We start from the raw sequence: 22,714 nt of genomic DNA on the forward strand, positions 1-22,714 counted from the left end.
ATCTAGGGTGGTATAGAATCGAAAAACAAGCAAAAGCCTGCAAATAGTATCTGCAGGCAGGATCTGTAATATAACTAGGAATAAGCAGGATGATATTTAATCCACGCCATGGCAATGGTGCCCTCGCCCGCATGGATGCCCGCAACGGGTATAAAGGTCATGATTTCGGTTTTTAACGCCGGATGAGCTCCGCTGATTTCCTTCTGGATTTCCTCGGCCTCTTCTACGTTGTTCGCGTGCATGATGCAGACCTTTTTAATTTTCTGCAAATCCATTTTCATTAGTTCCAGCATTCGCTGCTTGGCCTTCTTGAACGTCCGGATCTTCTCTTCCACGATGACCTTGCCTTCATCAAAACGGAGCAGCAGATGAATGCGGAGCAGGTTGCTGAGAAGAAGCTGGGTGCCGGATACCCGGCCGCTGCTATGAAGCCGGTGCAGGCTTGCCGGAATAAGGTAGAATGACATGTTTTGCACCATGGACTGGATTTTATCTTTAATCACCTGCACGGTATCCCCCTGGCTATGCCAGTGAATCCCGGACATGATCATTTCGCGCACCGGAAACGCTCCCGCTTGAGAATCGATGCCAACCACGGGTACCTCGGCAATCTCTGCCGCCTGCATAGATGAATTCAATGTTCCGCTGAGCTCGGATGAACAGTGAATGGCGATGATATCATCATACTTCATTTTCAAGGATTCATATAACTCGATGAATTCACCGATTGGAGGCTGTGAACTGCTGACTTTCGGTTCATCTTTCATTCTTTCATAAAAGGCCTCTGCCGAAATGTCAATTCCTTCTCTGTACGCCTCCTGTCCAAGTATCAACCTCAAAGGTACAATATAAATGTGATTTTCCTTGGCGAAGTCAGGATCGATCGTACTCGTGCTGTCGGTTACCCATGCTATGGATCTCATTATCGTGTTCACGTCTCGCTTTCGTGTAGTAAGAAGTAGGATAGGAAGCGATATAAGCCGCTAAATTCATCATATCTTACCCTTACAGCGCATTGCAAACGAAAGGAATGTGATTTCATATACTGCACTTAGGTTCGCCACACAAAAGCCTTATTTTCGCTCTACGTTATACCCCTTTTCTCCAAAAGGTTCCAGCTGCTCAATCCAATATGCCTCCCGTTTGCTGACCGCATCCTTCAGATCATAGAACGGATCCTGCTTCGGCTCAATGGTCTCCAGAATCTCAAAGACAAAAGCATCCTCGCCATACTCATTCCATTCCCGCTGAAGCGTCTTATTGTAACTCGTTCCCATCTGCAGCTCGAATCGTTTGCCGTTCATGGTCTTCAAGTTATTCGTTCCGGCAACAAACACTTTGCCGTTCTTGATGTTTCGAATTTGATACACGCCTGCTTCTATCTTGATTTCCTTATACATTTGATTTAGTTCCTGTCTGCGATTCATCGCATTAAACCCTCCTAATCTTAGCGTTCAAGTCGTTAACCAGTACTCGCTGCCATCGTCCTTGCGATCCAAAAAACCATATTCAATCAAATATCGGCGAATCGTCACATAATCGGGATAGTCCCTCCCAATCGTATCGTTGATTTCTTGTTCCGTATATTTGACGTCCGGTTGAAAACGAGCTGCAATTTCTCGCAAAACGACGTACTTCTGCTTCTCTTTGAGCTTAAATGTCTTCAGCGGACCATCGGTCCCTTCAGGAAACACCTTGGCCAGGATCGCTTGCCGCTCTTCTTCGGTGACATTGTAGCGCTCATCCACCATCTTGGCGCGCTTGGGAATCTCCACGAATGCCGGTGCATGGTCATCCTTTTCCTTCAGCAGCTCCATTAAAGTCAACAGCACCTTGGACTGTCTTTCCTTCTCCTTCAAGGCAAACCGGTGATTGCGAATCGTCGATGCACTGCCTATGCCGAGCTCCTGTTGCACCTCTTTATCGTTCATGCCTTGATAGAAGAGCTGCAGCAATCGATTCTGATGCTCGGTCAATCCAGTCAGCTTCTTATCGAGCCCCGACAGATACTGAAACACGGAGCCATGCTCCCGGCGGATATGAACGGTCATGTATCGTTCTGACTCATATAACACATCCTGGTCCGGGTAGATGATCCCTTTCTCGATCGTCTTGCCGCACAGGAGGCATACCCATACGGGACCTTCGTCGATATAACCTTGCTTAAGTTCATCTATAGAAGCATTCCAGAAACGCTCGTTCGGATCCAATGCAAACACCACTTTTCAATTAGTAATTTATATAGACATTTTATATTTTTGTCTATAACATGTCAATCACACTTCATTTCGATATAATATTTCTTCCTCCCTTCTGTGGAACCTGCTAGAATAGAGGGTGCTGCTGTAAAATTTAGGAGGTATCATCATGAGTTTCATCCAACAGTCGGCAAAAGAAATGCGTTCTTGGCCGCGTAACATCAAGCTGTTTTTTCTAGCCAACGTGCTGTATCAGATCGGTACCGGCATGTTTAGCGTGCTCTACAATTTGTACATACAAGGTCTTGGGTATAATGACTCCATGAATGGAACAGTGGTCAGTATTCAATCCCTGGCAACGGCATTGATGTTCATTCCGATTGGCCTGATCGGAGACCGCGGCAGCCGCAAGCGAATCCTCGTCCTGGGGGCATTGTTAAGCGGTGCGGGTCTGATCGCGCGCTCTTTTCTGGAGAGCGAGTTCAGCTTGCTCGGTCTTGCGATATATACCGGTCTGTTCGCATCCTTTTTTCAGGTTCTGGCTATCCCCTTTCTAGCGGAAAACACGGCGAAATCGGCTCGCATGCGGATCTTTAGCATCCACGCCTCGCTTGTCCTTGCTTCTCAAGTGCTCGGCAGCATGGGAGGCGGATTCTTGGCGGATGCCCTGCAGGCCGTTGGTATGAACAAGGTCGGCAGCTTGAAAACCGCGCTATTCATAGGCGGCCTGGCTACCTTGGCGGCATTTATCCCGCTCTTGTTCACAGCCGATCAGAAGGCCGAAGACATACAGGCACTGGATGCACCTCTCACTGATCTTCAACCAGCTCAAGCAGAAGGAGCAGTTAACACCTCCCGTTTGGGGGATTACAAAGTCATCGGTCAGTTCGCGCTTGCCCAATTGTTAATCGGCCTGGGCTCGGGGCTTGTCGTGCCTTATTTGAATTTGTATTTTACCAACCGCTTCTCGGTATCGTTATCGGCCGTCGGCATTCTTATATCACTCGGACAAGTCATGACAATTGTATCGATGCTGATCGGACCTACGCTGGTGAATCGGGTGGGAGCCGTCAGGGCCGTGGTGCTCTTTCAAGTCCTATCCTTGCCCTTCCTGCTGTTAACCGGGTTCACGAACGTACTGCTCATTGCATCGGTCGGCTTCCTGTTCCGCCAAGCTCTGATGAATGCCGCTAATCCGATACAGTCCTCGATTCTGATCGACCGCGTACCGGATCACCGAAGAGGCATCGCCAATTCGGTCACGCAAACAGCCTTCATGCTGGGCTGGGCTACCATGGGACCCGTACAATCCAAACTCGTCACCACTTACGGCAACTATTGGGGATATGCGATCACGTTTTGTATTACCGGAACGCTATATGTTGTATCTTCGTTTCTATACTACCGAATGTTCCGTGAGCGCAAGAGCAGCAGCCTCTCCTCCTCCGATACCGCCGCTACTCTCTAGCCTCAACTCGCAGAGGTTTTACATGGAGCGGAACGGCTCCATCGGCCACAGCAATGGTCCGGGCCTGGAAGCTTCCCTTGTACCGGAAGACAGGCCCCAATATCGGATTGCGCACCTCAACGGATATCCGGTATTGTTGATTCCCGTCATCATACCATTCGTTTACATCGGCTGTTCCGGTGAACCACCGGGGAAATCGAAACTGACAAAGCCCCTCATAAAACCTCTGCTCCCCCGATTGAATGCGAATTCCGCCGTTAGTCCCCGCAGCTATCCGAAGATCGACCGCCAAGTGCTGTTTATTCCCTAAATAATCCACGATACGGCTGCGCTGTGCGCTATAGATCATCGTGGCATCAAACCGCCTCCGAATACCTGGAAAGTCAAAGCTGCGGCACCACGTCACCGTTTCTCTTCCCCATTCGTCCCGATAGGCATAATTCTCAATCCGAAACGGGATCCCTTTCCCTCGATTCGGAAACATAATATGCCGCATCGTGCCTATATAGAGGGGCAGTGCAGCCCAAGGCGCGTACCAGATCTCTTCCATGATGCCTTCACCAATCGAAGCGATGTTATCCTTGCTGTCAAACCCGAAGCGCTCCCGAATTTTGGGATGGAGCATTTGAAATTGATTGCCTAGAGCATGTTCATAGATCGAGGTCATGTCTCTCCCCTCCTTTGCGGGATTTATCCCCGGGGACGGGTTTTCGTGCCGGGCGGTAGGCGCTTGGTAAATCTGATGCGGACAGCGAAGCCATGAAGCATAATCCCATCATGGATCCGCTAAGCGTTGACGGATTGAACGGGGCTTTCATTAACTGAGGGTCTGTTATCCATGCTCCAAGCATCAAGATCACAAGCAAGATAATTTGCAGCCTATACCACAACCGACTCTTGTGAAAGAGCAGCGTCAATAATCCGAACCCGATCTCGGTTATGCCGAGTAAGGTCAGCACCAGGCCCTCCTGCCCTCCTGCCAAGCCCGACTGCCTCAACAGATCAAGCTCCCCGGCTTCCGGGAACAACAGCTTCGGTACCAGCCCCTCATAACACCATAGAATGACCAGCATAAGTACGCTCAAGGCGTGGATGAGTGCCTTTTGGATCGTTGCCGAAGGCGGAATATCCTTCTCTGCCCACAATCGCAGCACATCAAAGCTCCAAGCCGTCGCCAGGCCGAATAAAGGCCGGAACAACAAGCGGTCAAACCAGGCGCCCGCCAGGCCGAACCGCGTTTTGTAATCGTATTGGGTGGAGAAGCTTATGCCCCCGTTCCCCTTGTCCTGATACTTCCAATAGCCGCTGCCCTCCCGAATGAGGGAGCTGTGCTGATCCGAGCCGAATCGCAGCACCGAGATCCGTTTCCCCGTCTTCGGGTGAACAGCCGTTTTCGTGGCTCCCGCCCCTGTAACTTCCAGTCCGAACCCAATGCGGGTTTTATATAAAAACCGCTGAATGTCCGAATCAGCCTCCGGTATATAATGAATCTCGGAAAATCGCAGATCCCACTGTTGATGCAGCTCAGGCCTTTGCGTCAACGTCCACAGCTTATCCATATCCGTCTTAATATCAAGTTCAACATAGATCGGATTTCTCTTCATGCGCTTTAGCTCCCCTTGGGATGTCCTTTAGGTCTTCAGCCGGACACCTCTCTATTTACAAGTCATTGTACCGCCGCGGGGGACTCGCCGTTAGACCTCATTTTTGTAGAACATGCCAAGAAGAGGTACTACGTTTCGTAGTACCTCTTCCGATCCTTCTATATGATCCAGTCTTAATCTGCACCAGTGCTAGTTGTCGTTCTCTCTTACAATCCCTTTGCGGCGGACCTTCTCCACGGCTTCCTTGCTGCTTCTTACCCCGAGCTTTTTCAAGATTTTATTGATCTGGTTCTTGAGCGTGCTCTCGGTTTTGAACAGTTTCTGCTCCATCTGGGAATGGGTGTATCCTTCATCCAACAGATCAAACACCTCACGCTCCGCAGGCGTTAAGCCGCGAAGCTGCTCTTCGCGCTTAAGGCGGGCAAATTCCTTGAGCAGCACCTCCATCGACCCCGGATGAAGCACGGCGCTTCGGATCGCTGCCGGTAGCTCCTTAAACCTGGGCTTCTCAATATAATTGACGGCTCCAGCCGTAAAGGATTGCATGATCACCAGCTCGTCACCCAGCGAGGTCAGCATGATGACCTTGGTCTGCGGTTTACGCTCAAGAATTTCGGCGGCCGCGTATATCCCGTCAAGTCGACCTGCAGTGAGCTGAATATCCATAAGCACGATGTCAAAGGAGAGGATTTGCGCCATCGCAATCGCTTGTTCGGGCGACTCGGCCGTGCCGACAACGATCATGTCTTCCTGCGCATTCAGAAAAACGGTCATCGATTTAACCCAATCCGGATCATCCTCTACCAAGAAGATTTGTATGCGGTTCAAGCTTCTTCCCTCCCGGATAAACGAATCATTTTACTGCGCGGAAAATATAACGAAATCTCCGTACCGACCGATTCGCGGCTCTCCAGACTTACGGAACCACCGCTTTTCTTCATCACGTTATAAACATACGACAAACCGAGCCCGAAGTTATCTTTCTTGTGGCCCTTGGTACTGTAAAAAGGTTCAAACACAAGCGCCTGCTGCGCTCTTGGAATGCCGGTCCCGTTATCTTTAACGGTAATCGCCGCCCCTTTGCGGTCCGCCGTTATCGTTATCGTAATCAGCCCTCCTTCAGGCATCGCCTCCACGCTGTTGCGGATGAGATTGCTGATCGCTTCCTTCAAATGGACGGTATCCGCGAGCAGCCACGGCCGCTGGCGGCAGATTACGTTCAACTCGACGCCATGCCTGCGCAGCAGATCCTGTTCGCGGAGCTGCAGTTCAGCAAGCAGCTGATCCACGCGGACTGGCTGTTCCATCAGCTTATACTCCTTCATTTGCTGCTGCATGCGCCCCACCATGGCAAGCAAATGCTCGGATGAATTCGCTATGACTTCAAGCTGTTCGATGGCAACGCCGTTGTCTTGTGGCAGCAGCCGCTTTACATTTTCAGTGCTCATCGCAATCTTCCCGATCTCGTTCTTAATGGTATGATTCAGCATCGATGTCCCCGAGCTGACGGCTTGCATCGTGCGATCCAGCGGATCGCGCTCGAATTTCAGGCGTACACCCAGGACGCCGTAAACAAAGGTACAGATGACGGCAACGCCCAGCGAATACAGAATGAACAGGGACACGTACCGGAATGAATCATAACCTGGCGAGATCAGATTTCCAACATTAATCAGCAGCATCACCCCGAGCAAGGTAGGCACCATAATCCAGGTGGTGATCCACATGCCTTTGCGTTTTTGCGGATTCATCTCGTGCGACAACGCGCGAATTAGCAAGGCACATGCGGCCACATAATAGGGAACCGTCCATACGAATAACCAGCCATAATGAATTAGGTAAGCTTCCGTCAATAGCACCTGGGCCAGCATCGCGAGCACCGGCAGAAACAAGCCTATTTTGAAATCGCGTTTTCTCTTATGATCCTCAGGCCTGCGGGTATACACCATGCAAAATATTAACACGCCGTACGGTGTCAGCGTATGGTTGAGAAATTGAATCCACGGCTCGTACCGGGCCGCGATAAATCCCGCAGGCACAAGCAAATCTGTCAAGCCGCCGATTCCTGCGCTCCACAGAAAGAAAGCCGCCCAGCGGTTCACCTCGCTCCGAGGCTGATTGAACAGCAGCACAGCCGCCGCGCTCCATAGCGCTACCACATAATATATCATGACGCATCGTCCATTCTCTTCGCGAATATAGTTTCATCCTACCACAATTGTTACAGCAGCGGGACCTCTTAGCTTGCCTCCACGAACAAGTCGAATCCATCGAACCATGAATTTTGTCTTGCTTCGATACTTCGATTTTTTATATAGCGAAAACATTCAGTTTACATTCAGCCGCATTTAAGAAAGATATCAGGAACGATTGATAGGATAGATTTCGTAAGCAATCAAGCACACGAATGATAGAGAGAAACGAGGTGGAATTATGACAACCCAATTGAAATACCGGAACGAGCTTAAATTTTTTGTGAATATTCACCAGTACCGAATCATCCGTCAACGTTTAAAAAATCTGGTGACCTACGATCAGCATGCAGGCCCCGGCGGGGAATATCACATTCGAAGCTTGTACTTTGACGATATCAACAACAAAGCCTTATACGAGAAGCTGGCTGGGGTTCGGGACCGGGTGAAATACCGCATCCGTATCTACAACGTAACCGACAACACCATTCATTTTGAGAAAAAAATCAAATTCCGAGATTACATTGCCAAGCTGAAGGAGCCGCTCACAAGGGAGATGGCCGATCAGATCATGGCCGGTCAATACGAATGCCTCTATCAGCCGGACAAGCCATTGATGATGGAGCTGTATCACGAGATGAAGCATAAGCTGCTGCGGCCCAAGGTCATTGTCGATTATGTCCGCGAGCCGTATGTCTGCGCCAACGGAAATGTCCGAATTACGTTTGACAAGGAGCTTCGAACCGGCCTGCACTCCACGGAGCTGTTTAATCGGAAACTGCTGCCCATCCGGGCGATCGATGAGAATCTGAAAAGGCCCCTGATTGCCAAGCTACTCGAGGTTGACGAATATAAGGAACGCTATCACGCCATCATCTCGGAGATGCTGGAGGGCTACATGCAGCAGGAAACATTCAATGAACGGGTTGCGCAATTACAAGACTTAATTTCCGGGCACGTAAAGCAAGACCCAAGACCCTTCTATTCCTATGAGGAGTACGAGCAATCCATCCCGACATTGACCTCATTCGTGGAAGAGTCCATGGATAATATCCAGCAGCAGCTGGATGGAACGATTCCCTCCGCTGGCGATGGAAGCGGCAGCGGAGGCGGAATGGGTCAAGGTGGTGGTGGCGGCATGCGACCTGGCGGCGGGACGAATGGAACCGGATCGTTTTCCCCTAACGATGCCCCGGCCGGAGGCATCTCTGGCGGGAACACGCCTGCCAACAACGACAGTGCTACCCCTGATTCTTCTGGCAAAGCGTCGGGAAGCAGCGCCGACGTTACCAATAGCAAAGCTGAAGGAGATCTTGACACCGTGCTTGACGTGGACGAACCTTCCTTGTCCGTCGTATCGGCTGTCGGATCGAGCCCAACCAGTTCCAACGAAAAAACAGCGATTGATGCTGCTCCAGCCGATAATGCAGAGCCAACAAGTAATGCGGGGAAAAGTACCGCAGAGGACAGTAAGGAGGATCAAACACAATCGTCGGATCCCCCTTCCGATGACAATCAACCAACCTTGCCTCAGACCCCCGACCTGATTGGGCAAAGCCAGATGCCGGCTTTCCCTCAGGGGCAGATGGGGAACGGGTTCGGCGGTGAGTTTGGCGGTCAAATGCAGGGAGGGCCCGGAATGGGCCGGCCGGGCATTGGGTCAAACGGGGCTGCCGAGGAACAAGGCAGTACCAAGGAGGCCTTGTACGCCGGCGTATCAATCCTACTGCTGCTTCTCTCTTGTCTCTTCGTAACGCTGTTTAAACGAAAAAGACTATAATCATCAAACAAGGGGTAGTTCCAAAGGTCGATACACCTTTGGAACTGCCCCTTTATATCCGAACGTTTGAGCCTATGACCAATGGATTAGACCTATTTCAATGAACCACGTGATCATAATGGGCGCTCCGATCAGGACCATGCCCAGCGTCATGACGATCCTCGTCGTATTTCTGGACAGCTTGTGCTGGGTCGCGGCTGAACGATACCAACCGCTGAACTGCAGGCGATTCCGGTAGAGTACTAGAAACCACAATACATTCCCCACGAACAGAAACAGCGAGTATATTCCATTCCAAGGTATCCAGCTCTTCAGGAATTGAAGTTCTATGTTGCCCAGAACCATGACAAAGATCAGCATAATGATCATCATACGTATGATTTCGAGAATGGATGAGGCCAATTTGCTCATAACGCTTGCTCCTTTTTAATCATGCTAGTACTGGTTATTTTCCATTACACAGCAAAAATAAGCTCATGATAAGCAAAAGGGCGATATGGCCATGATGCACCATACCGCCGCTTTAATTTGGAGGCAAATCGATAACCTGCGTTGGCAATGTAACCATTCTTAAATAACCATCACGGCGCCGGCTATTTCATGGGTCCTAACTCTGCTTGTTGATCGTGGACCGATTGTTTTCTTATAAAGTATGAATCCAGCTTCCGACTGACCCATAAGGAGAGCACGATAAAAGCAAGGACACCGACCAATTTAAAAGGTTCCGCAATAAAATCGGACAGGTTGGCACCGATGTAAGAGACACAGAACACCATAATGCCCTTGCCCAAGGTTACAGCCATCAGATAGGACATCAGGTTCATTCGGGCCAGCCCGGCGGCTACATTGACCGCGACAAACGGCCCAACGGGAAGTATGCCAAGCAGGAAAACGTAACTGAAACCGTTGCGCTGAATCCAGCGCATACCACGCTGAACTTTAGGTTTTTTCGCCCAGCGTTCGATCAGGGCCGTACCGGATATTTTGCGCACGATAAGAAAGGTCGTTAAGCATCCTGCCACCATACCGATCCAGGAGTAAAGAAACCCGGCCCAAAGCCCATACACCGCTGCATTAACACCTACGATCACGATCGTGGGCATCGGAGGAATGAAGGATTTCAGGAAAGTCAGAAGGATGCCCGGCAGAGGACCTAAAGCTCTAAACTGTTCTAACCACCATTCCAGATTGCTCTCTGTAAAGTAAGACATGATGTCCAAGTAGCCATTCAATGACTTCACCCATTTCTGCTAAGTATTGCCGACTAGCCGACCTGAAGCGCCTGATTCAGCTGAGCCAGATGGTGGTTATCGTGCCAGATGAAATCCCGCATAAATTGCGCCACCTCAAAGGGATGCCCGTCCCCGTCCGTGTACCTCAACTCATATGACGTTTCAGGCAAGGCTTCAATCGCCCGAATCAGTTTCTCCCTTGCGGCTATCGTCTGATCCACCAGCGCTTCTATTGATAACGTCTTGGCATATTGCCTCGACTCTTCATTAAAAGTATCATAATCCACATGCCGGACGGTCAATGCATCCCCTGTGGAAATTTTGGCAATGGCTTCATTGTAAAAATACTCATCCCAGCGCATGATATGGCACACCACATCACGAACGGTCCATTTCCCCTCTGCAATCGGGGTGTTCCAATATCCCTCTTCCTCTTCCGCGAACTCTCTCACTTTGCCAATCCAAGCGGAATACTCATTCAGCAGCTGCTGTTTGTCACTCATGTCCATTCTCCTTGTCCATATAAGATTTAATATAGGCGTCAAGTCGATCCTCCGGCCAGTAATACATCTGGAGCAGCTCTTCATAAGGATCGCCCGAGATATGTAACAGCTTCGCAAAGGCAGGCTCCGTCTTGTAACCCGACCTCTTCAGCTTGATGATCTCTTGTCTTGCGGCTTCACCGAGCCGCTTCAAAAGCTTGTATTCCACAATCATATGACGGTAACCATTCTGACTCGTTGAAGGTAATGGCTGTGCAAACACCTCGAATTCCCATCCTTTGTACCGAAATCGCGCTACCGATCGATCCACGTTGTTGACGGTACGGGAGAAGCATGTGAAGTTCGTAACATCTTCGCTATAACGCGTCTTGAACTCTCGTTCAAAGCAGGTAAAATCCGTCACATGGCATATAATATCGAGATCGCTTGAATCGATGTCAATCCCGATAGGAATCGTGCCCACCAATATCGGGTTATAGGGTTTCAAATGATCCCATAATCTAAGCTCATCTATAACCATTGCTGCTTGCTTCTGTTTATTAGAGCCTAGTCGTAAGTATTCCAAGTTAAGAAAATCCATCTTCTCTTGCATGGCTGTCTTCACCTGCCTCACTCAGCTGAACTTTCAGGTTAGCGCTCGGTCCACGTCGCCCGAACATAGCCCAGCTTCATGCCGACCGATTCCATGTTACGATGGCTCTGCGATAAGAAAGCGCACTGCGAGACAACAAGGTCGCACCCTGCAAGCTTCGCCTCCTGTATTCTCCTACGAAGCAGCTCCAGCTGCAAGCCTTGTCTACGATGCTCCGGGAGTGTTGCAGCAAATGTTAGTGACGCTGTCGATTGATTTACGTACATGACGCCAGCGGCGGCCGGTTCCTCTTCGACATAAGCCATATAGAAGCTCCATCCCGGTCGTGAATACAATACTCGATTATTCGAGGCAACAGATGGAATTCCTTGATCAGGCAATCCTGTTCCACGGCAATGAACTTTAGCATAATCCTCAAATTCATCTTTGTCTATTGTTCTGATCACAATTCCATTACCTTGTGCCCCCTCCTGCTCCTGCGGGTTCATATACATTGAATTATGAAAAGCAGATTGATAGAATCCGCGATCGGCAAGCGCAGCCAGAACTTCCTGATTCACCAGGCCGGGGACAATCTCGAACTGGAACTTGCGATCCCTCGATTGATAAAAGTCGATGATATCGTCCAAGTTATATAGATCCTCTGAACGCAGTCCTTTCACCGTGTTAAAAGAAAGCCAAGGCATCGTCTTGCTGTACAAGCACAGCGCATGGCCGAAGCGCTTCATTTCGACCCCTTCGGGATTTCCGGTCCGACCTTCGATTGCTTTCATTCGATCCAACATATAATCCGTTTCCGAATCCTGAATTCGTTGGATAAGTTCCTCAGATGGAAGATGCCGCATATTGCCTCCTATGTATTAATGATTAGTTCTACTTAACGGGATAAATAGAGCCCGAAGATCGCTTACTGATGCTTCGGGCTCTTACTTGCTGTGTATGTTTTATTTCGCGCTGCCCGGCAGATCGCAAGATCCGTCGGCGCACATGCCATCGCTGCTGTCGGAATCATTCACCATCACTAACGGATTCGCTTCACGATAAGCCTTATCTAAAGCGTCCGTGAACACTTCCAGTGGCTGCGCGCCGGACACGGCGTATTTGCCTCCCAGCACAAAGAACGGCACTCCCCGAATTCCCAAATTGGTTGCTGCTGCTTCGTCTGCCCTTACTTCGGACTGGAAATCGTCACTCTCGAGCGCGGCCACAGCCTGATTCCGCTCCAGGCCGACTTCAGCCGCCAGATCGGCCAACCGATTCTTATCACTAAGATTCTCGCCGTCTGTAAAGTGTGCACGGAACAGCCGCTCCGTCATTTCTTTCATTTTACCATGCCCGGATGCAAAATGAACCAGGCGGTGTGCATCAAATGAATTGGCCGGGATGACGCGATCCATGTGATAAGTAAGCCCGACGCTTGCCGCTTGCTGGGTCACGTTGTCGTTCGCAGCCTTGGCCTGTTCGATACTCATGCCGTATTTGGATGCCAATATCTCGTCCATGGAAACCCCGGCCTTATACGATGCATTGGGATCAAGCTCAAAGCTGCGGTATACCACTTCAACCTGATCTTTATTAGGGAATTGTTCCAGTGCCGATTCGAAACGGCGTTTACCAATATAACAGAACGGACACATAAAGTCCGACCATATTTCCACTTTCATTCTTTTCGCCTCCTAGCGAGCATTAATGCTAACTTACTTATTGTAACCCGCTTTCAGCATGACATCAACACCTCACATGAATATGGAAAGGTCTTGCAAGAATGTTCGGGATACCGAGTACAAGCACGCCGGTTATCTAAGCGGGGTTGGTGTTCTCCTCTAATCTGGAAAGAATCCAATCCGTCACAACCTTTAAGCCTTGATTTCCCTTCAAGGAACTATTGATCACCAGATCCGCATGCCAGCGGGTAGGCTCAACATATTCATCGTGCCTGTATCTTACAAGCTGCAAATATTCCTGAAGCACACTTTCCTCGCTGTGTCCCTTATCTATAAACCACCGGTTCCTGCGAAGCATTCTTTCATCCGCGGGGCAGTCTACGAACAGCTTCAAATCAAGCGAGTTCCGAAGGTATTCGAACTGATACAAGAGAAATCCTTCAACAACGATTACATCGTATTCGCCACTATGGACGGCGTGCTCATAATCCTCGGTCAGACGCTCGATATCGACGGCATCCGGATGGTTAAAATCCTCAAATATTTGATTGGTGAAGGGCGCCTTGGCCAAGGGTCTAACGGACTTATAGTATTTATCCATATGGAAGATGGCCACCCGGTACTCGCTTAACCTCTCCTTGAGCTTAAGACTTAGCGTTGTCTTGCCGCTGCCCGAACCTCCGCCAATCCCGATCATTAAAGTCTGCCTATGCTCCATATCCTTTCATCTTCCTCCGTATGTATGTCCAATGTATAGATCCCATTATTATACAACCGATCCAAGTAAGTTGAAAGTTCCTGCGTTACAAGAAAAACCTCTCCCGCTCCCAACGTACGATCACAGAAGACAGACCACGATAATAAAAAAACAGACAGCATAACGCTGCCTGTCACTTATATTTTTTCCAATCCATTTCGCTATGTTCCAGTAAATATTCAAAATCATTGTCCCGCCGCTTCTGTTCAGCCTTGCGCACAGCTTCCCGTTCCTGTCTTTCCTTCTCAAGCCGCTCGGCTTCATTGGCCTTCAAGGATTCGGTTGTTGCCTTCAACTTCGCCAGAACTTGAGGGTCCAGCATATCCTTTAACGTAGCGGGTTTATCGGCAGCTTCGGTTCGCGGCAAGGGGGACTTTTGTTTCTTTTTTGCCATGTTCATTCACCTCGATTTCCACATTATTATATCATCTTATAAAGGACCTGGCATCTATATCTGCTTGGTTATAACCACGAAAAAAGAGAGCCTCTCGGCTCTCCTTCTCATTATGTATACTTTACTTTTGAGGGCGATCGATGGGACTTGAACCCACGAATGCCGGAGCCACAATCCGGTGCGTTAACCCCTTCGCCACGACCGCCATGACAATGAGCAATGGATATGCCCGAGATAATAATTTATCAGATATTTAGCTATTTGGCAAATTGTAATTTCTTACATCCCATTCTTGATTTCAACGGAAAGAACATACTATACTTACTTGATTCCAACTAGATAATAGCGCCCTTATTCGATACAACATGATGATATAAGCATGGGAGGAAGCACATCGATGATCTATCATATTGACTATGTCTCAGAGGGATTGCATGTCAAGGGGTATCTTGGTCTGCCGCCGCAACTGCCCCGTTCGAGCGCCCATGAGATGTCCAAAGCGTTCAACGAAATTAACAGCGTTACAATAACCGGCACGCTGGCATGCTCCTTAAATAACAACACTATCCGGGAAGGATTCTCAGGATCAGCTGCCCCTAAATTGCCGCTCGTCCTGTATTGCCGCGGTGGTATTGGCCGGATCGGTGCGGTAAGGTTGAAGTGGGTCGAAGAATTCGCTGCGCAAGGATATGCCGTGTTTGCTCCGGCCTATCGCGGGAATGAAGGCAGCGAGGGCAGGGATGAATTCGGCGGTGCCGATACAATGGATGTGATCTCCGCAATCGAATGGCTATCGCGCATTTCCTGGATAGATAATAGTCGCATTCATCTGTTGGGCTTTTCCCGCGGTGCGATCAATGCTGCCGTGGCAGCCGCTCTGTCACCGCATGTATCCAAAATGATTCTCTGGAGCGGCGTCTCCGACCTGGCGCAAACCTACGAGGAACGGATCGATCTGCGCAGGATGATGAAACGCGTCATTGGCGGTACGCCAACCAAGTTTCCGGAACGATACCTTCTTCGGTCCCCAATCCATTATGCGGACCGAATACGATGTCCCGTTCTGATTGTCCATGGGACGCGGGACGAGCAGGTCCTGGTGGAGCATAGTTACCGGATGCTGGATAAGCTTCAAGAACAGGGACACCAGCCCGAAGCCCACCTGTACGAAGGGCTGGGACATCATTTCCCGCCTTCGCAGCATGCAGCGGCGATCAACCGAATGTTCGACTGGTTGAAGAAATAAATAGAAGTTGAGGAGCGCGCCTCTCCTTCTACTTTTCTCTCTCCAAGCAATTGTTGATTAGCAATGCTTCCAACTAGTTGTGCCCAGCAGTCGTCTCAATCCAGTATTTACACGTCCGGTTCGTAATGGAACTTAACTCACCGTGATTCGTTTCAATGATGCAACGGGAAGCCAGGTTGAATTCATCGCAGGTCAGAAGGACACGGCTTATGTTCTTCTCATAGGCTTTCTTGACCAGCTCCGCCAGCAGCCGCTTGCCATATCCTTTCCCACGCTCCGACGGCCTGATGACATACCCGATATGTCCCCCTAGCTCTAGCAGATTGTCGTTCAAGCGGTGTCTCAGCTTACCATATCCTACAGGCCTGTCGTTATCGTACAACCAATATATCGTCTGGGGAACATACTGATCCGGCAGATCGATGCCTCTGGCCATTTCGTAATTGCGCTGTACCTTGGTAGCGAACTCTTCCATGCTCCCGCTATTTAGACCATTAACGAAGCCGTTCCCGCCCTGGCCGATTTCCTGGACCATGAGCAGCAAACTTTCATCTTCCTTCACCTGCAGCTCCCTTAATGCTAATGCCATGACTATTCCTCCACTTGAAAGATCGAATCTACAATGACGGGCAGCTGATCCCGTAAGGATACGGCTCCGAATACGGATCTGGCGTGAATGCCTTGGTCCCCGAACACCTTTAGCATCAAGTCCGAGAATCCATTCAACACCTTATGATGCTCCCTTGCCTGAAACATACATCAACCCGTTAACAATGACATAGTTGGCATACTTGGCTTCTGGCGAGCCTGCTTTAGGCAGGCTGATCCCCAGCCGCTTCAGACGTTCCTCGGCTTGAACGGTCATGTGATCACTCCTACAGGAAAAATATTCTATCTAAATTTTAACTATTGTATCACGGAATAACCTTTTTACAAGTAAAAAAAAAGACCAATCTCACTCTTCGAGGCTGGTCTTAAATTCAACATGTCGGATGTCTAGATCCGGAACGAATAATAAGCATACCGTTCCGCATTATGAATGGCCTGCCATACGTCCGTCGTCTCGGCGCCCGGATACCAGTAGGCATAACCGGCAATCTGATATTTGGCGGCCATAAGATGCTTCATGGATAAAGAACGGGACTCCTCGGTCCATATGCGATGCGGAATGCCGCCGCTATTATAAGCTGCTTCATACTGCGCCACGCTCTCATTCCATGTGAATGAAGCCTTGTTCAGGCGAATGCGATGTCCTTGCTCAGCCAAACTAATGTCCTGTGAGGATACCGACGACGCGATCTTCCAATCCCTCGTGTACAGCGGATACGCGATGATGCTCTTCTTCGCCGGCACTTGGGTCAGCAGCTTGCGCAGCCCGGACTCGCTCCAAGGGAGCGAGGAAACGGAGCCCGCTTTGGGCGAACCGCCCCAGTGCTGGTCATAACTCATGAGCACCATATAGTCCACTTGTGTACCAAGGGTTGCATAATCGAATGCAGCCGTCCAATCCGTATTCAGATCAGGGGAAACATCGATGGATAACTTGGCTCCAAGCCGTCTCATCTCTATGGATAACTGCGTGATAAAGGCCGTCAGATTCTGCCGGTCCTGAGGCATAACATTCTCAAAATCAATATTAATTCCATCCAATCGATACCGGGATACACTCGCTGAAATACTGTCAACGACAGACTTTCGGGACTGTGCGCTGCTTAAAACTTGATGAGTTCCTTCCGCATTCCCGCGGTTCCCCACCATACCCCACACCTGCCGACTGTTGTTATGAGCCCAATTCAACAGCTCCTTGTCGGTATGGTCCGTCACCTTGCCGTTAGCCTCCATGTAGTACCAGCGCGGTACCAGAACATTCAAGCCGGCCCGTTTGGCATAGGAGATGTATTGCTTCGTTGTACCGTTATATAACCAGCCCATATGAATATTTGCAGGCGTCTGGCTATCGATCATGGACTTCACATTTCCCGATTTGAGGACCCTGTCCAGCAGCATCGCCGTCTCTTCCCGGGTGATCGCGTCCTGCGGTCTGAATTGACCTTTGCTTCCTTGCAGCCAGCCTGCATTCGTCGCTTTGCCAACCGCACTCCAAGCCCATTCCGCGATCCAACCCGAATCCGTATATAGGCCGGCTGTATTTCCGTTATCATAACCACTTTCTTTCATGGCACGAATAACCATGACCGCGGCCTCTTGTCTTGTTATCGAAGCATTTGGAAAGAACTTGTAACCGTTCCCCTCCACGATGGATAGATTAAGTCCTGCATGAATCCAGCCGTAGTACCAAGCTGATTTGGATACGTCCTGAAAGGAGGACAAATCATTTGGAACAGGCTCCATCTTGAGCATTCTGGCAACCATGGCCATGAATTCGGCACGCGTAACCGGATTACGCGGCAAAAAAGCTCCTGTGCCATCCCCGCTTACGATACCTCTCTTGGCTAGACGATGGATCGCGTCTTTTGCAAAGCTTGCCGAGATATCGTGAAAATCGGTCGGACTAGGAGCTTGAGCCGCTGATGCCTGAAGAGAGCCAAAAAGCGATGTAAAAGACAACAGCAAACAAAGTGAAAGGAAATATTTCTTCAAAGGGACGCCTCGATTCTATTCTATCATCTGATTCCATCAGCATATCAGATGATCATAGACTCAGGCATTATTCATTTCTTGGTAATATTCACTGCCGGTATAGATTTAACAGGATAAGATAACCGCACCGATCCCTTTTACAACAAGGGAATCCCGGGTTAAACGTGTAATATGCTCTTCGCCAAGCAGAATCTTCCATTCGCCCAGCTCAGGCAAAGCCAGGGAGGACTCTTTCCGTGCGGCATAATAGAGCACATAGATATGTTTCTGTGGATCACCGCCCGCATGATCACGAAGCGTGTAAGCGACAGTATGCTCAGGACATCGTTCAAAGTGAAGATGTTTACGAATCGACGCGGCATCCCTCAATCTGAATGCCGGATGTTGCTTGCGGAGCTGAACGAGCCGTTGAATGTATTTCACGCCATCCTGGTGCTCAGATGCCATTCCCCAGTCCAGCCAGTTCACCTCGTCGCTGGCATTATAGCTGTTCTCCACTCCGTTCTTGGAGCGGTAATACTCTTGACCGGCGTGCAGGAAAGGGATGCCTTGACTGGTAAGAATCATGGCCGATGACAGTCGGTGCATAGCTCGGCGCACTGCATCAGACTCCCCATCCGTCGACAGCATAATTTTGTCCCATAGCGTATGGTTATCGTGACACTCCACGTAATTTACGCACTGATCCGGCTCGGAGGCAAACGCCTTAATATCTTTGGAATACGGAATACCGCCCACGATGCCTTGCTTCACTTTGTCTTTATATCCAACTCCGCCGCTCACAAAGCCTTTATAATCAAATTGAAAAATATCCCCTTTGACCGCATCACGGAAACCGTCGTTAAAATGCGCGATACGCGGCATCACGGCTGCCTGCTGCTGGTTCGCTCGCTTCTTCTCATCCAGCTCGGTATTCATGACCCAACCTTCGCCGATCGTGATGATCGACGGATCAATCTCGTCCAGGCGCGCCCGGACTTCATTCATCGTCTCCACATCCAGCAATCCCATCAGGTCAAATCGGAACCCGTCAATCCGGTACTCCTTCACCCAATGCAGGACGGATTCCACAATGAATTTCCGCATCATCGGACGCTCGGATGCCGTGTCGTTACCGCATCCGGATCCGTTGGAAAATTTGCCGTCCTTCGTATAGCGCAGGTAATATCCGGGGACCAGCTTCGTGAAATTGATCAGATACCCGTCATATACGTGGTTATACACCACATCCATAATGACCCGAAGGCCTTGATCGTGGAATGTCTGAATCAACTGCTTCAATTCACGAATCCGAACCTCCGGCACATACGGATCCGTAGCATAAGAGCCCTCTGGAGCATTGTAGTTCTTCGGGTCGTATCCCCAATTGTACTGCGGCTCATGAAGCTTAGTTTCATCCACGCTTTCCGTTGCAAAATCGTAGATCGGGAGCAGCTCTACGTGCGTGGCCCCAAGCTCTACAATATGATCAAGCCCTGTACGAATCCCTCCGGGACCTCGGGTACCTGTCTCCGCTAGACCTTTAAACTTGCCTTTGTGTTTCACTCCGCTGCCTTGATGAATCGTGTAATCACGAACATGCAGTTCATAGATCACGGCATCTAGAGGACTATGAAGTGGCGGCTTGTCTTCTGTCCAGTGTTCGGGATCAGTCGAGGCCATATCCAAGATGTAAGCACGATCCCCATTGACGCCTACGGCGGCAGCATAAGGATCGACAGCTTCGTTCCATTGATCCCCGATAAGAACCTGGTAGGTGTAGAACATGCCGTGAAGATTCTCTCCTACTTTCAGCAGCCAAGTTCCCTTCACATCGCGAGTCATCGCGAAACGCCGGGCTTCTGCTGCCTGCCAATCCGGATACAGGAGAACGTATGCCTCGCTAGCCGTCGGTGCCCACAGGCGAAACGTGGACTCTTGAGGTTGGTAAGTTAAACCCAGATCCGTTCCATCGTAATAAAATAGCTTGTCAAATTCCTTATCAAATACGGAGACTCCCCCGGTGACCGTAGGATCTCCGTAGTGAATAACAGCATTGCTTTCTTTTTGTACCGACAAGATGCTCACTCCTCATGTATGCTTCCTATCCATTTGTATCCGTTCAACTTCTTCTTCCGTGATGGTACGGGTACCATAGCGGGCTTCCTCGTAAAGATCAATCAAAGATTGTGGAATACGTTCCTTCCGCCCGTCCCATTCCTTAAGATCACTTTCGGTTTCCCGCGGCGTTAGCGATGCTTTCCAATTATAGCCTTCCCTGATGCTTCGGGAAAGTATCATCCGATACATTCGGCGAATTTTCTCATTCAAATGCTCAGATCCTTCCCCCGCCCGTAACTTACCGCCGATACGCATGCCGGACAACAGCCGTTTTAGCCGCTTGGATGCCGGGTCATGTTCAATATTCTCCACTTCATCCTCATAACCTAGCGAGGGCTGAACGTTCTGTCTGTTCATCATTCTGTTCATCCATGCAGAGAATCTTCTATACAGCTTAGGCAGTACTTTGCCGAACCTGAACAAAACATACATCATCCCGATACCGATAACGGTGAATACGCCATAGATCAGCACTTGCTCCAATACTTTCATCCATGGGCTCGGCGGCTTGGTTTCTTCATCGAGAAATGACATATCGGGCGGAGGCTCCGACATCGAAGGCGGCTCCGGGGCCTGCTCCGCTCCGGAGCCGAACCATCCGGAGATCCATGCGGCGATCCCTCTCGCCATATCAGAGACCCATTGCTGCAGCTGCGGTAGAAAAGCAACCACCGCGACCAGAAGCAGCAATACGAGGATAAACCAGCGATTGTAGCGCAGAACGCGCCGTTCCAATACGGGCTGATCATTGCCTGGCAGTGTTTCATCCAACACCAACTGCCGGTTGACAATCAACAGGGTCAATCCTAACGCTGCCGCCCCCATCCAGGTCAGTGATGATATCCCTCCCTGGAAAGAATCCATAAAACTTAATATGAAGCTGCTGACACCGTACACAATCAATCCTATTAGGAAATACGTCCCCGGAAACATCAGATTCCAGCTTGCCTGCTCCATCCGGCTTCCGCGATAGCTGGCAATAAATATAATGGGAATAAAATAAGCAAGGGTAAGATCAACGCCTACAAATGCGATGGCTGCCGTAATGGAAACCAGGCACGCCCACAAAGTTGCTTTAAACTGTCGATCCAGCTTGAACCATCGCGCACCTGTGTAGCCCAGTAAGTACCCGCCTAATACTAGGGCAGGCCATATCCATCGGTATGATTCAGGCAGCAGATAGAACGCCGGAATAAAGAGTACCGGGAAATACAGCACGCATTCCACGAATCCCTGCAAGAACGCCTTTATAAATCCAGTGTCTCGAGAGGTCATGCAGACACCTCCTTCGCAGGAGACGGCACTTCACCGAGAGGAAATACCTGAATCGTGTGCCCATGGTCCCGAAAACGCTGAAACATCTCTTCCAGTCTGGGGCTGACATAAGTGCTTAGAATGAGGATATCTCTTGCCTCTTCATGCCGGGACAGTTCAGAGGCCAGATAATCATGAAAAGAAGCCTTTCGGGTCAGCTCCAGTCTCGCCAGCATTTCAAATATCAGATGCTGCTGTGTCATGCCGCCTGCAACCGGGACGAATGCTTCATCGGTTGAATCCTCGCCAAGCGTTCCGTTTGTCCCCATTCCGATCTCCATGCCCTGCGATAATAAGTGAGCTGTAATGCCCGCTGCCAGTCGGATGCCATACTCGATCGGCTCGGGCCGTGTCGCTTTGCTCCACATCTGCTCATGATCCTCTATATTCAGATAGATCAAGAGTCGGCTGTCCGCCGTGGTATCCCGCCTGTGGACCTGCAAGATGCCCGTCCGTGCGGTCGCTTTCCATTGAATATCCTTCAGCGGATCGCCGTCCCGATATTCGCGTACGCCCGATATCAGGAAAGGATCCTCCAAGATCCATCTTCGGACCAGCATTTCGCCCATCCAGGTCTGGACCGGGAGGGCCATGTCTGACACATCCATCGGCATCGGGTACACGATAATGCCACCGGACAACGTCTTGCTCTGGACAATCGACTCCATTCCGACCAGATCCCCCGTCGTCATCGATACCGTACCCAGCTTGTACAGACCTCTGCGCTTCGCGGTAATCCGATGTCTGCGAAGGATCTTGGTCCATGGCAGAAGACTGAAGAAGCTCTTGTGGTTCTGATTGAATTGCCCCTCACTGATATCCAGGTTCAATTGATTATCAAATGCCAGGCCCGAGCGGAATTGGGATTCTACCCTTAACCAGGGCACAGGCAGCGCTTTGCGGTTCTCAATGATTTCGATCAATTCCACGGAATCTCCCTCATAGCAGGTCGACACCTTGAAGGAACGACTGTAGTTCAGCTTTTTGAGTGCCGTCCGTTTGAAAATCTTGCCCTGTACAACGATGACCACTGCGGCGATTAACAATATCCAATAGGCTCCCATCGACA

23 protein-coding genes, 1 tRNA gene and 1 pseudogene are annotated in these 22,714 nt (G+C 49.9%); 3 read left to right on the forward strand and 22 right to left on the reverse strand.

Annotated features, from left to right (window positions below; translation table 11 throughout):
• Positions 1-74: 74 nt before the first annotated feature.
• The 3 genes from ACQKPA_RS01180 to ACQKPA_RS01190 form a co-directional block, all read right to left on the reverse strand.
• Entirely contained in the window at positions 75-923 is an 849-nt protein-coding gene (locus ACQKPA_RS01180; RefSeq protein WP_427488713.1) for a DegV family protein, read from the reverse strand.
• A gap of 150 nt (positions 924-1,073) precedes the next feature.
• Positions 1,074-1,427 carry a GIY-YIG nuclease family protein gene (locus ACQKPA_RS01185; RefSeq protein WP_427488715.1) on the reverse strand — a complete coding sequence of 118 codons (354 nt, stop codon included), beginning with the start codon at positions 1,425-1,427 and terminating at the stop codon, positions 1,074-1,076.
• Between the two features lie 27 nt (positions 1,428-1,454).
• Entirely contained in the window at positions 1,455-2,210 is a 756-nt protein-coding gene (locus ACQKPA_RS01190; protein ID WP_427488717.1) for a DUF2087 domain-containing protein, read from the reverse strand.
• Positions 2,211-2,367: 157 nt separating this feature from the next.
• Between ACQKPA_RS01190 and ACQKPA_RS01195 the strand changes: the two genes are divergently transcribed.
• Complete coding sequence (locus tag ACQKPA_RS01195) at positions 2,368-3,666, forward strand: MFS transporter (protein ID WP_427488719.1); 1,299 nt, start codon at positions 2,368-2,370, stop codon at positions 3,664-3,666.
• Here ACQKPA_RS01195 and ACQKPA_RS01200 read toward each other — a convergent pair.
• The 4 genes from ACQKPA_RS01200 to ACQKPA_RS01215 all read right to left on the reverse strand — a co-directional run bounded on the left by ACQKPA_RS01200 (position 3,656) and on the right by ACQKPA_RS01215 (position 7,441).
• Positions 3,656-4,333, reverse strand: coding sequence for a DUF4166 domain-containing protein (locus ACQKPA_RS01200; protein WP_427488721.1), 678 nt, complete (start codon positions 4,331-4,333; stop codon positions 3,656-3,658). The genes ACQKPA_RS01195 and ACQKPA_RS01200 overlap by 11 nt on opposite strands.
• Positions 4,317-5,270: a DoxX-like family protein gene (locus ACQKPA_RS01205; RefSeq protein ID WP_427488723.1), complete on the reverse strand. Its 954-nt coding sequence runs from the start codon at positions 5,268-5,270 to the stop codon at positions 4,317-4,319. Before ACQKPA_RS01205 ends, ACQKPA_RS01200 begins: the two co-directional genes overlap by 17 nt.
• A gap of 189 nt (positions 5,271-5,459) precedes the next feature.
• Positions 5,460-6,098: a response regulator gene (locus tag ACQKPA_RS01210; protein WP_427488725.1), complete on the reverse strand. Its 639-nt coding sequence runs from the start codon at positions 6,096-6,098 to the stop codon at positions 5,460-5,462.
• Positions 6,095-7,441 carry an ATP-binding protein gene (locus ACQKPA_RS01215; protein ID WP_427488727.1) on the reverse strand — a complete coding sequence of 449 codons (1,347 nt, stop codon included), beginning with the start codon at positions 7,439-7,441 and terminating at the stop codon, positions 6,095-6,097. Before ACQKPA_RS01215 ends, ACQKPA_RS01210 begins: the two co-directional genes overlap by 4 nt.
• Before the next feature lie 262 nt (positions 7,442-7,703).
• Here ACQKPA_RS01215 and ACQKPA_RS01220 point away from each other — a divergent pair, with 262 nt between their 5' ends.
• Positions 7,704-9,242, forward strand: a complete 1,539-nt coding sequence (locus tag ACQKPA_RS01220; protein ID WP_427488729.1) for a VTC domain-containing protein — start codon at positions 7,704-7,706, stop codon at positions 9,240-9,242.
• Positions 9,243-9,314: 72 nt separating this feature from the next.
• Here ACQKPA_RS01220 and ACQKPA_RS01225 read toward each other — a convergent pair whose 3' ends face one another.
• From ACQKPA_RS01225 to ACQKPA_RS01265, 9 genes are all read right to left on the reverse strand, one after another.
• Complete coding sequence (locus ACQKPA_RS01225; protein WP_427488731.1) at positions 9,315-9,653, reverse strand: hypothetical protein; 339 nt, start codon at positions 9,651-9,653, stop codon at positions 9,315-9,317.
• 182 nt (positions 9,654-9,835) lie between these two features.
• On the reverse strand, positions 9,836-10,453 hold the full coding sequence (locus ACQKPA_RS01230) for a TVP38/TMEM64 family protein (protein WP_427490217.1): 618 nt from the start codon (positions 10,451-10,453) through the stop codon (positions 9,836-9,838).
• Positions 10,454-10,506: 53 nt separating this feature from the next.
• Entirely contained in the window at positions 10,507-10,977 is a 471-nt protein-coding gene (locus ACQKPA_RS01235) for a DinB family protein (protein ID WP_427488733.1), read from the reverse strand.
• Complete coding sequence (locus ACQKPA_RS01240; RefSeq protein ID WP_427488735.1) at positions 10,970-11,569, reverse strand: DUF4269 domain-containing protein; 600 nt, start codon at positions 11,567-11,569, stop codon at positions 10,970-10,972. The genes ACQKPA_RS01235 and ACQKPA_RS01240 overlap by 8 nt, the downstream gene beginning before the upstream one ends.
• A 38-nt stretch (positions 11,570-11,607) precedes the next feature.
• Entirely contained in the window at positions 11,608-12,414 is an 807-nt protein-coding gene (locus ACQKPA_RS01245; RefSeq protein ID WP_427488737.1) for a GNAT family N-acetyltransferase, read from the reverse strand.
• Between the two features lie 99 nt (positions 12,415-12,513).
• On the reverse strand, positions 12,514-13,233 hold the full coding sequence (locus tag ACQKPA_RS01250; protein ID WP_427488739.1) for a DsbA family oxidoreductase: 720 nt from the start codon (positions 13,231-13,233) through the stop codon (positions 12,514-12,516).
• A 136-nt stretch (positions 13,234-13,369) separates the two neighbouring features.
• Entirely contained in the window at positions 13,370-13,951 is a 582-nt protein-coding gene (locus ACQKPA_RS01255) for a uridine kinase family protein (RefSeq protein ID WP_427488741.1), read from the reverse strand.
• A gap of 172 nt (positions 13,952-14,123) precedes the next feature.
• Entirely contained in the window at positions 14,124-14,384 is a 261-nt protein-coding gene (locus ACQKPA_RS01260) for a YqkE family protein (protein WP_071220257.1), read from the reverse strand.
• A gap of 132 nt (positions 14,385-14,516) precedes the next feature.
• A tRNA-His gene (locus tag ACQKPA_RS01265) sits at positions 14,517-14,589 on the reverse strand.
• A gap of 192 nt (positions 14,590-14,781) precedes the next feature.
• Here ACQKPA_RS01265 and ACQKPA_RS01270 point away from each other — a divergent pair.
• Complete coding sequence (locus ACQKPA_RS01270; RefSeq protein ID WP_427488743.1) at positions 14,782-15,630, forward strand: alpha/beta hydrolase family protein; 849 nt, start codon at positions 14,782-14,784, stop codon at positions 15,628-15,630.
• 73 nt (positions 15,631-15,703) lie between these two features.
• Here the strand turns inward: ACQKPA_RS01270 and ACQKPA_RS01275 are convergent, their stop codons facing one another.
• From ACQKPA_RS01275 to ACQKPA_RS01300, 6 genes and pseudogenes are all read right to left on the reverse strand, one after another.
• A complete protein-coding gene (locus ACQKPA_RS01275) occupies positions 15,704-16,219 on the reverse strand; it encodes a GNAT family N-acetyltransferase (protein ID WP_427488745.1) in 516 nt (171 codons plus the stop codon).
• Between the two features lie 2 nt (positions 16,220-16,221).
• Positions 16,222-16,495: pseudogene (locus ACQKPA_RS01280) on the reverse strand (hypothetical protein).
• A gap of 131 nt (positions 16,496-16,626) precedes the next feature.
• Positions 16,627-18,231: an S-layer homology domain-containing protein gene (locus tag ACQKPA_RS01285; RefSeq protein WP_427488747.1), complete on the reverse strand. Its 1,605-nt coding sequence runs from the start codon at positions 18,229-18,231 to the stop codon at positions 16,627-16,629.
• A 105-nt stretch (positions 18,232-18,336) separates the two neighbouring features.
• Positions 18,337-20,289 (reverse strand): type I pullulanase, encoded by a 1,953-nt coding sequence (gene pulA, locus ACQKPA_RS01290; RefSeq protein WP_427488749.1) that lies wholly within the window; start codon positions 20,287-20,289, stop codon positions 18,337-18,339.
• 12 nt (positions 20,290-20,301) lie between these two features.
• Entirely contained in the window at positions 20,302-21,606 is a 1,305-nt protein-coding gene (locus ACQKPA_RS01295; protein WP_427488751.1) for a DUF4129 domain-containing protein, read from the reverse strand.
• Complete coding sequence (locus ACQKPA_RS01300) at positions 21,603-22,709, reverse strand: DUF58 domain-containing protein (protein WP_216531973.1); 1,107 nt, start codon at positions 22,707-22,709, stop codon at positions 21,603-21,605. Before ACQKPA_RS01300 ends, ACQKPA_RS01295 begins: the two co-directional genes overlap by 4 nt.
• Between the last annotated feature and the right edge of the window lie 5 nt (positions 22,710-22,714).

The sequence above is a fragment of the Paenibacillus sp. NPDC093718 genome (assembly GCF_050279985.1).
Classification (GTDB): domain Bacteria; phylum Bacillota; class Bacilli; order Paenibacillales; family Paenibacillaceae; genus Paenibacillus_AQ.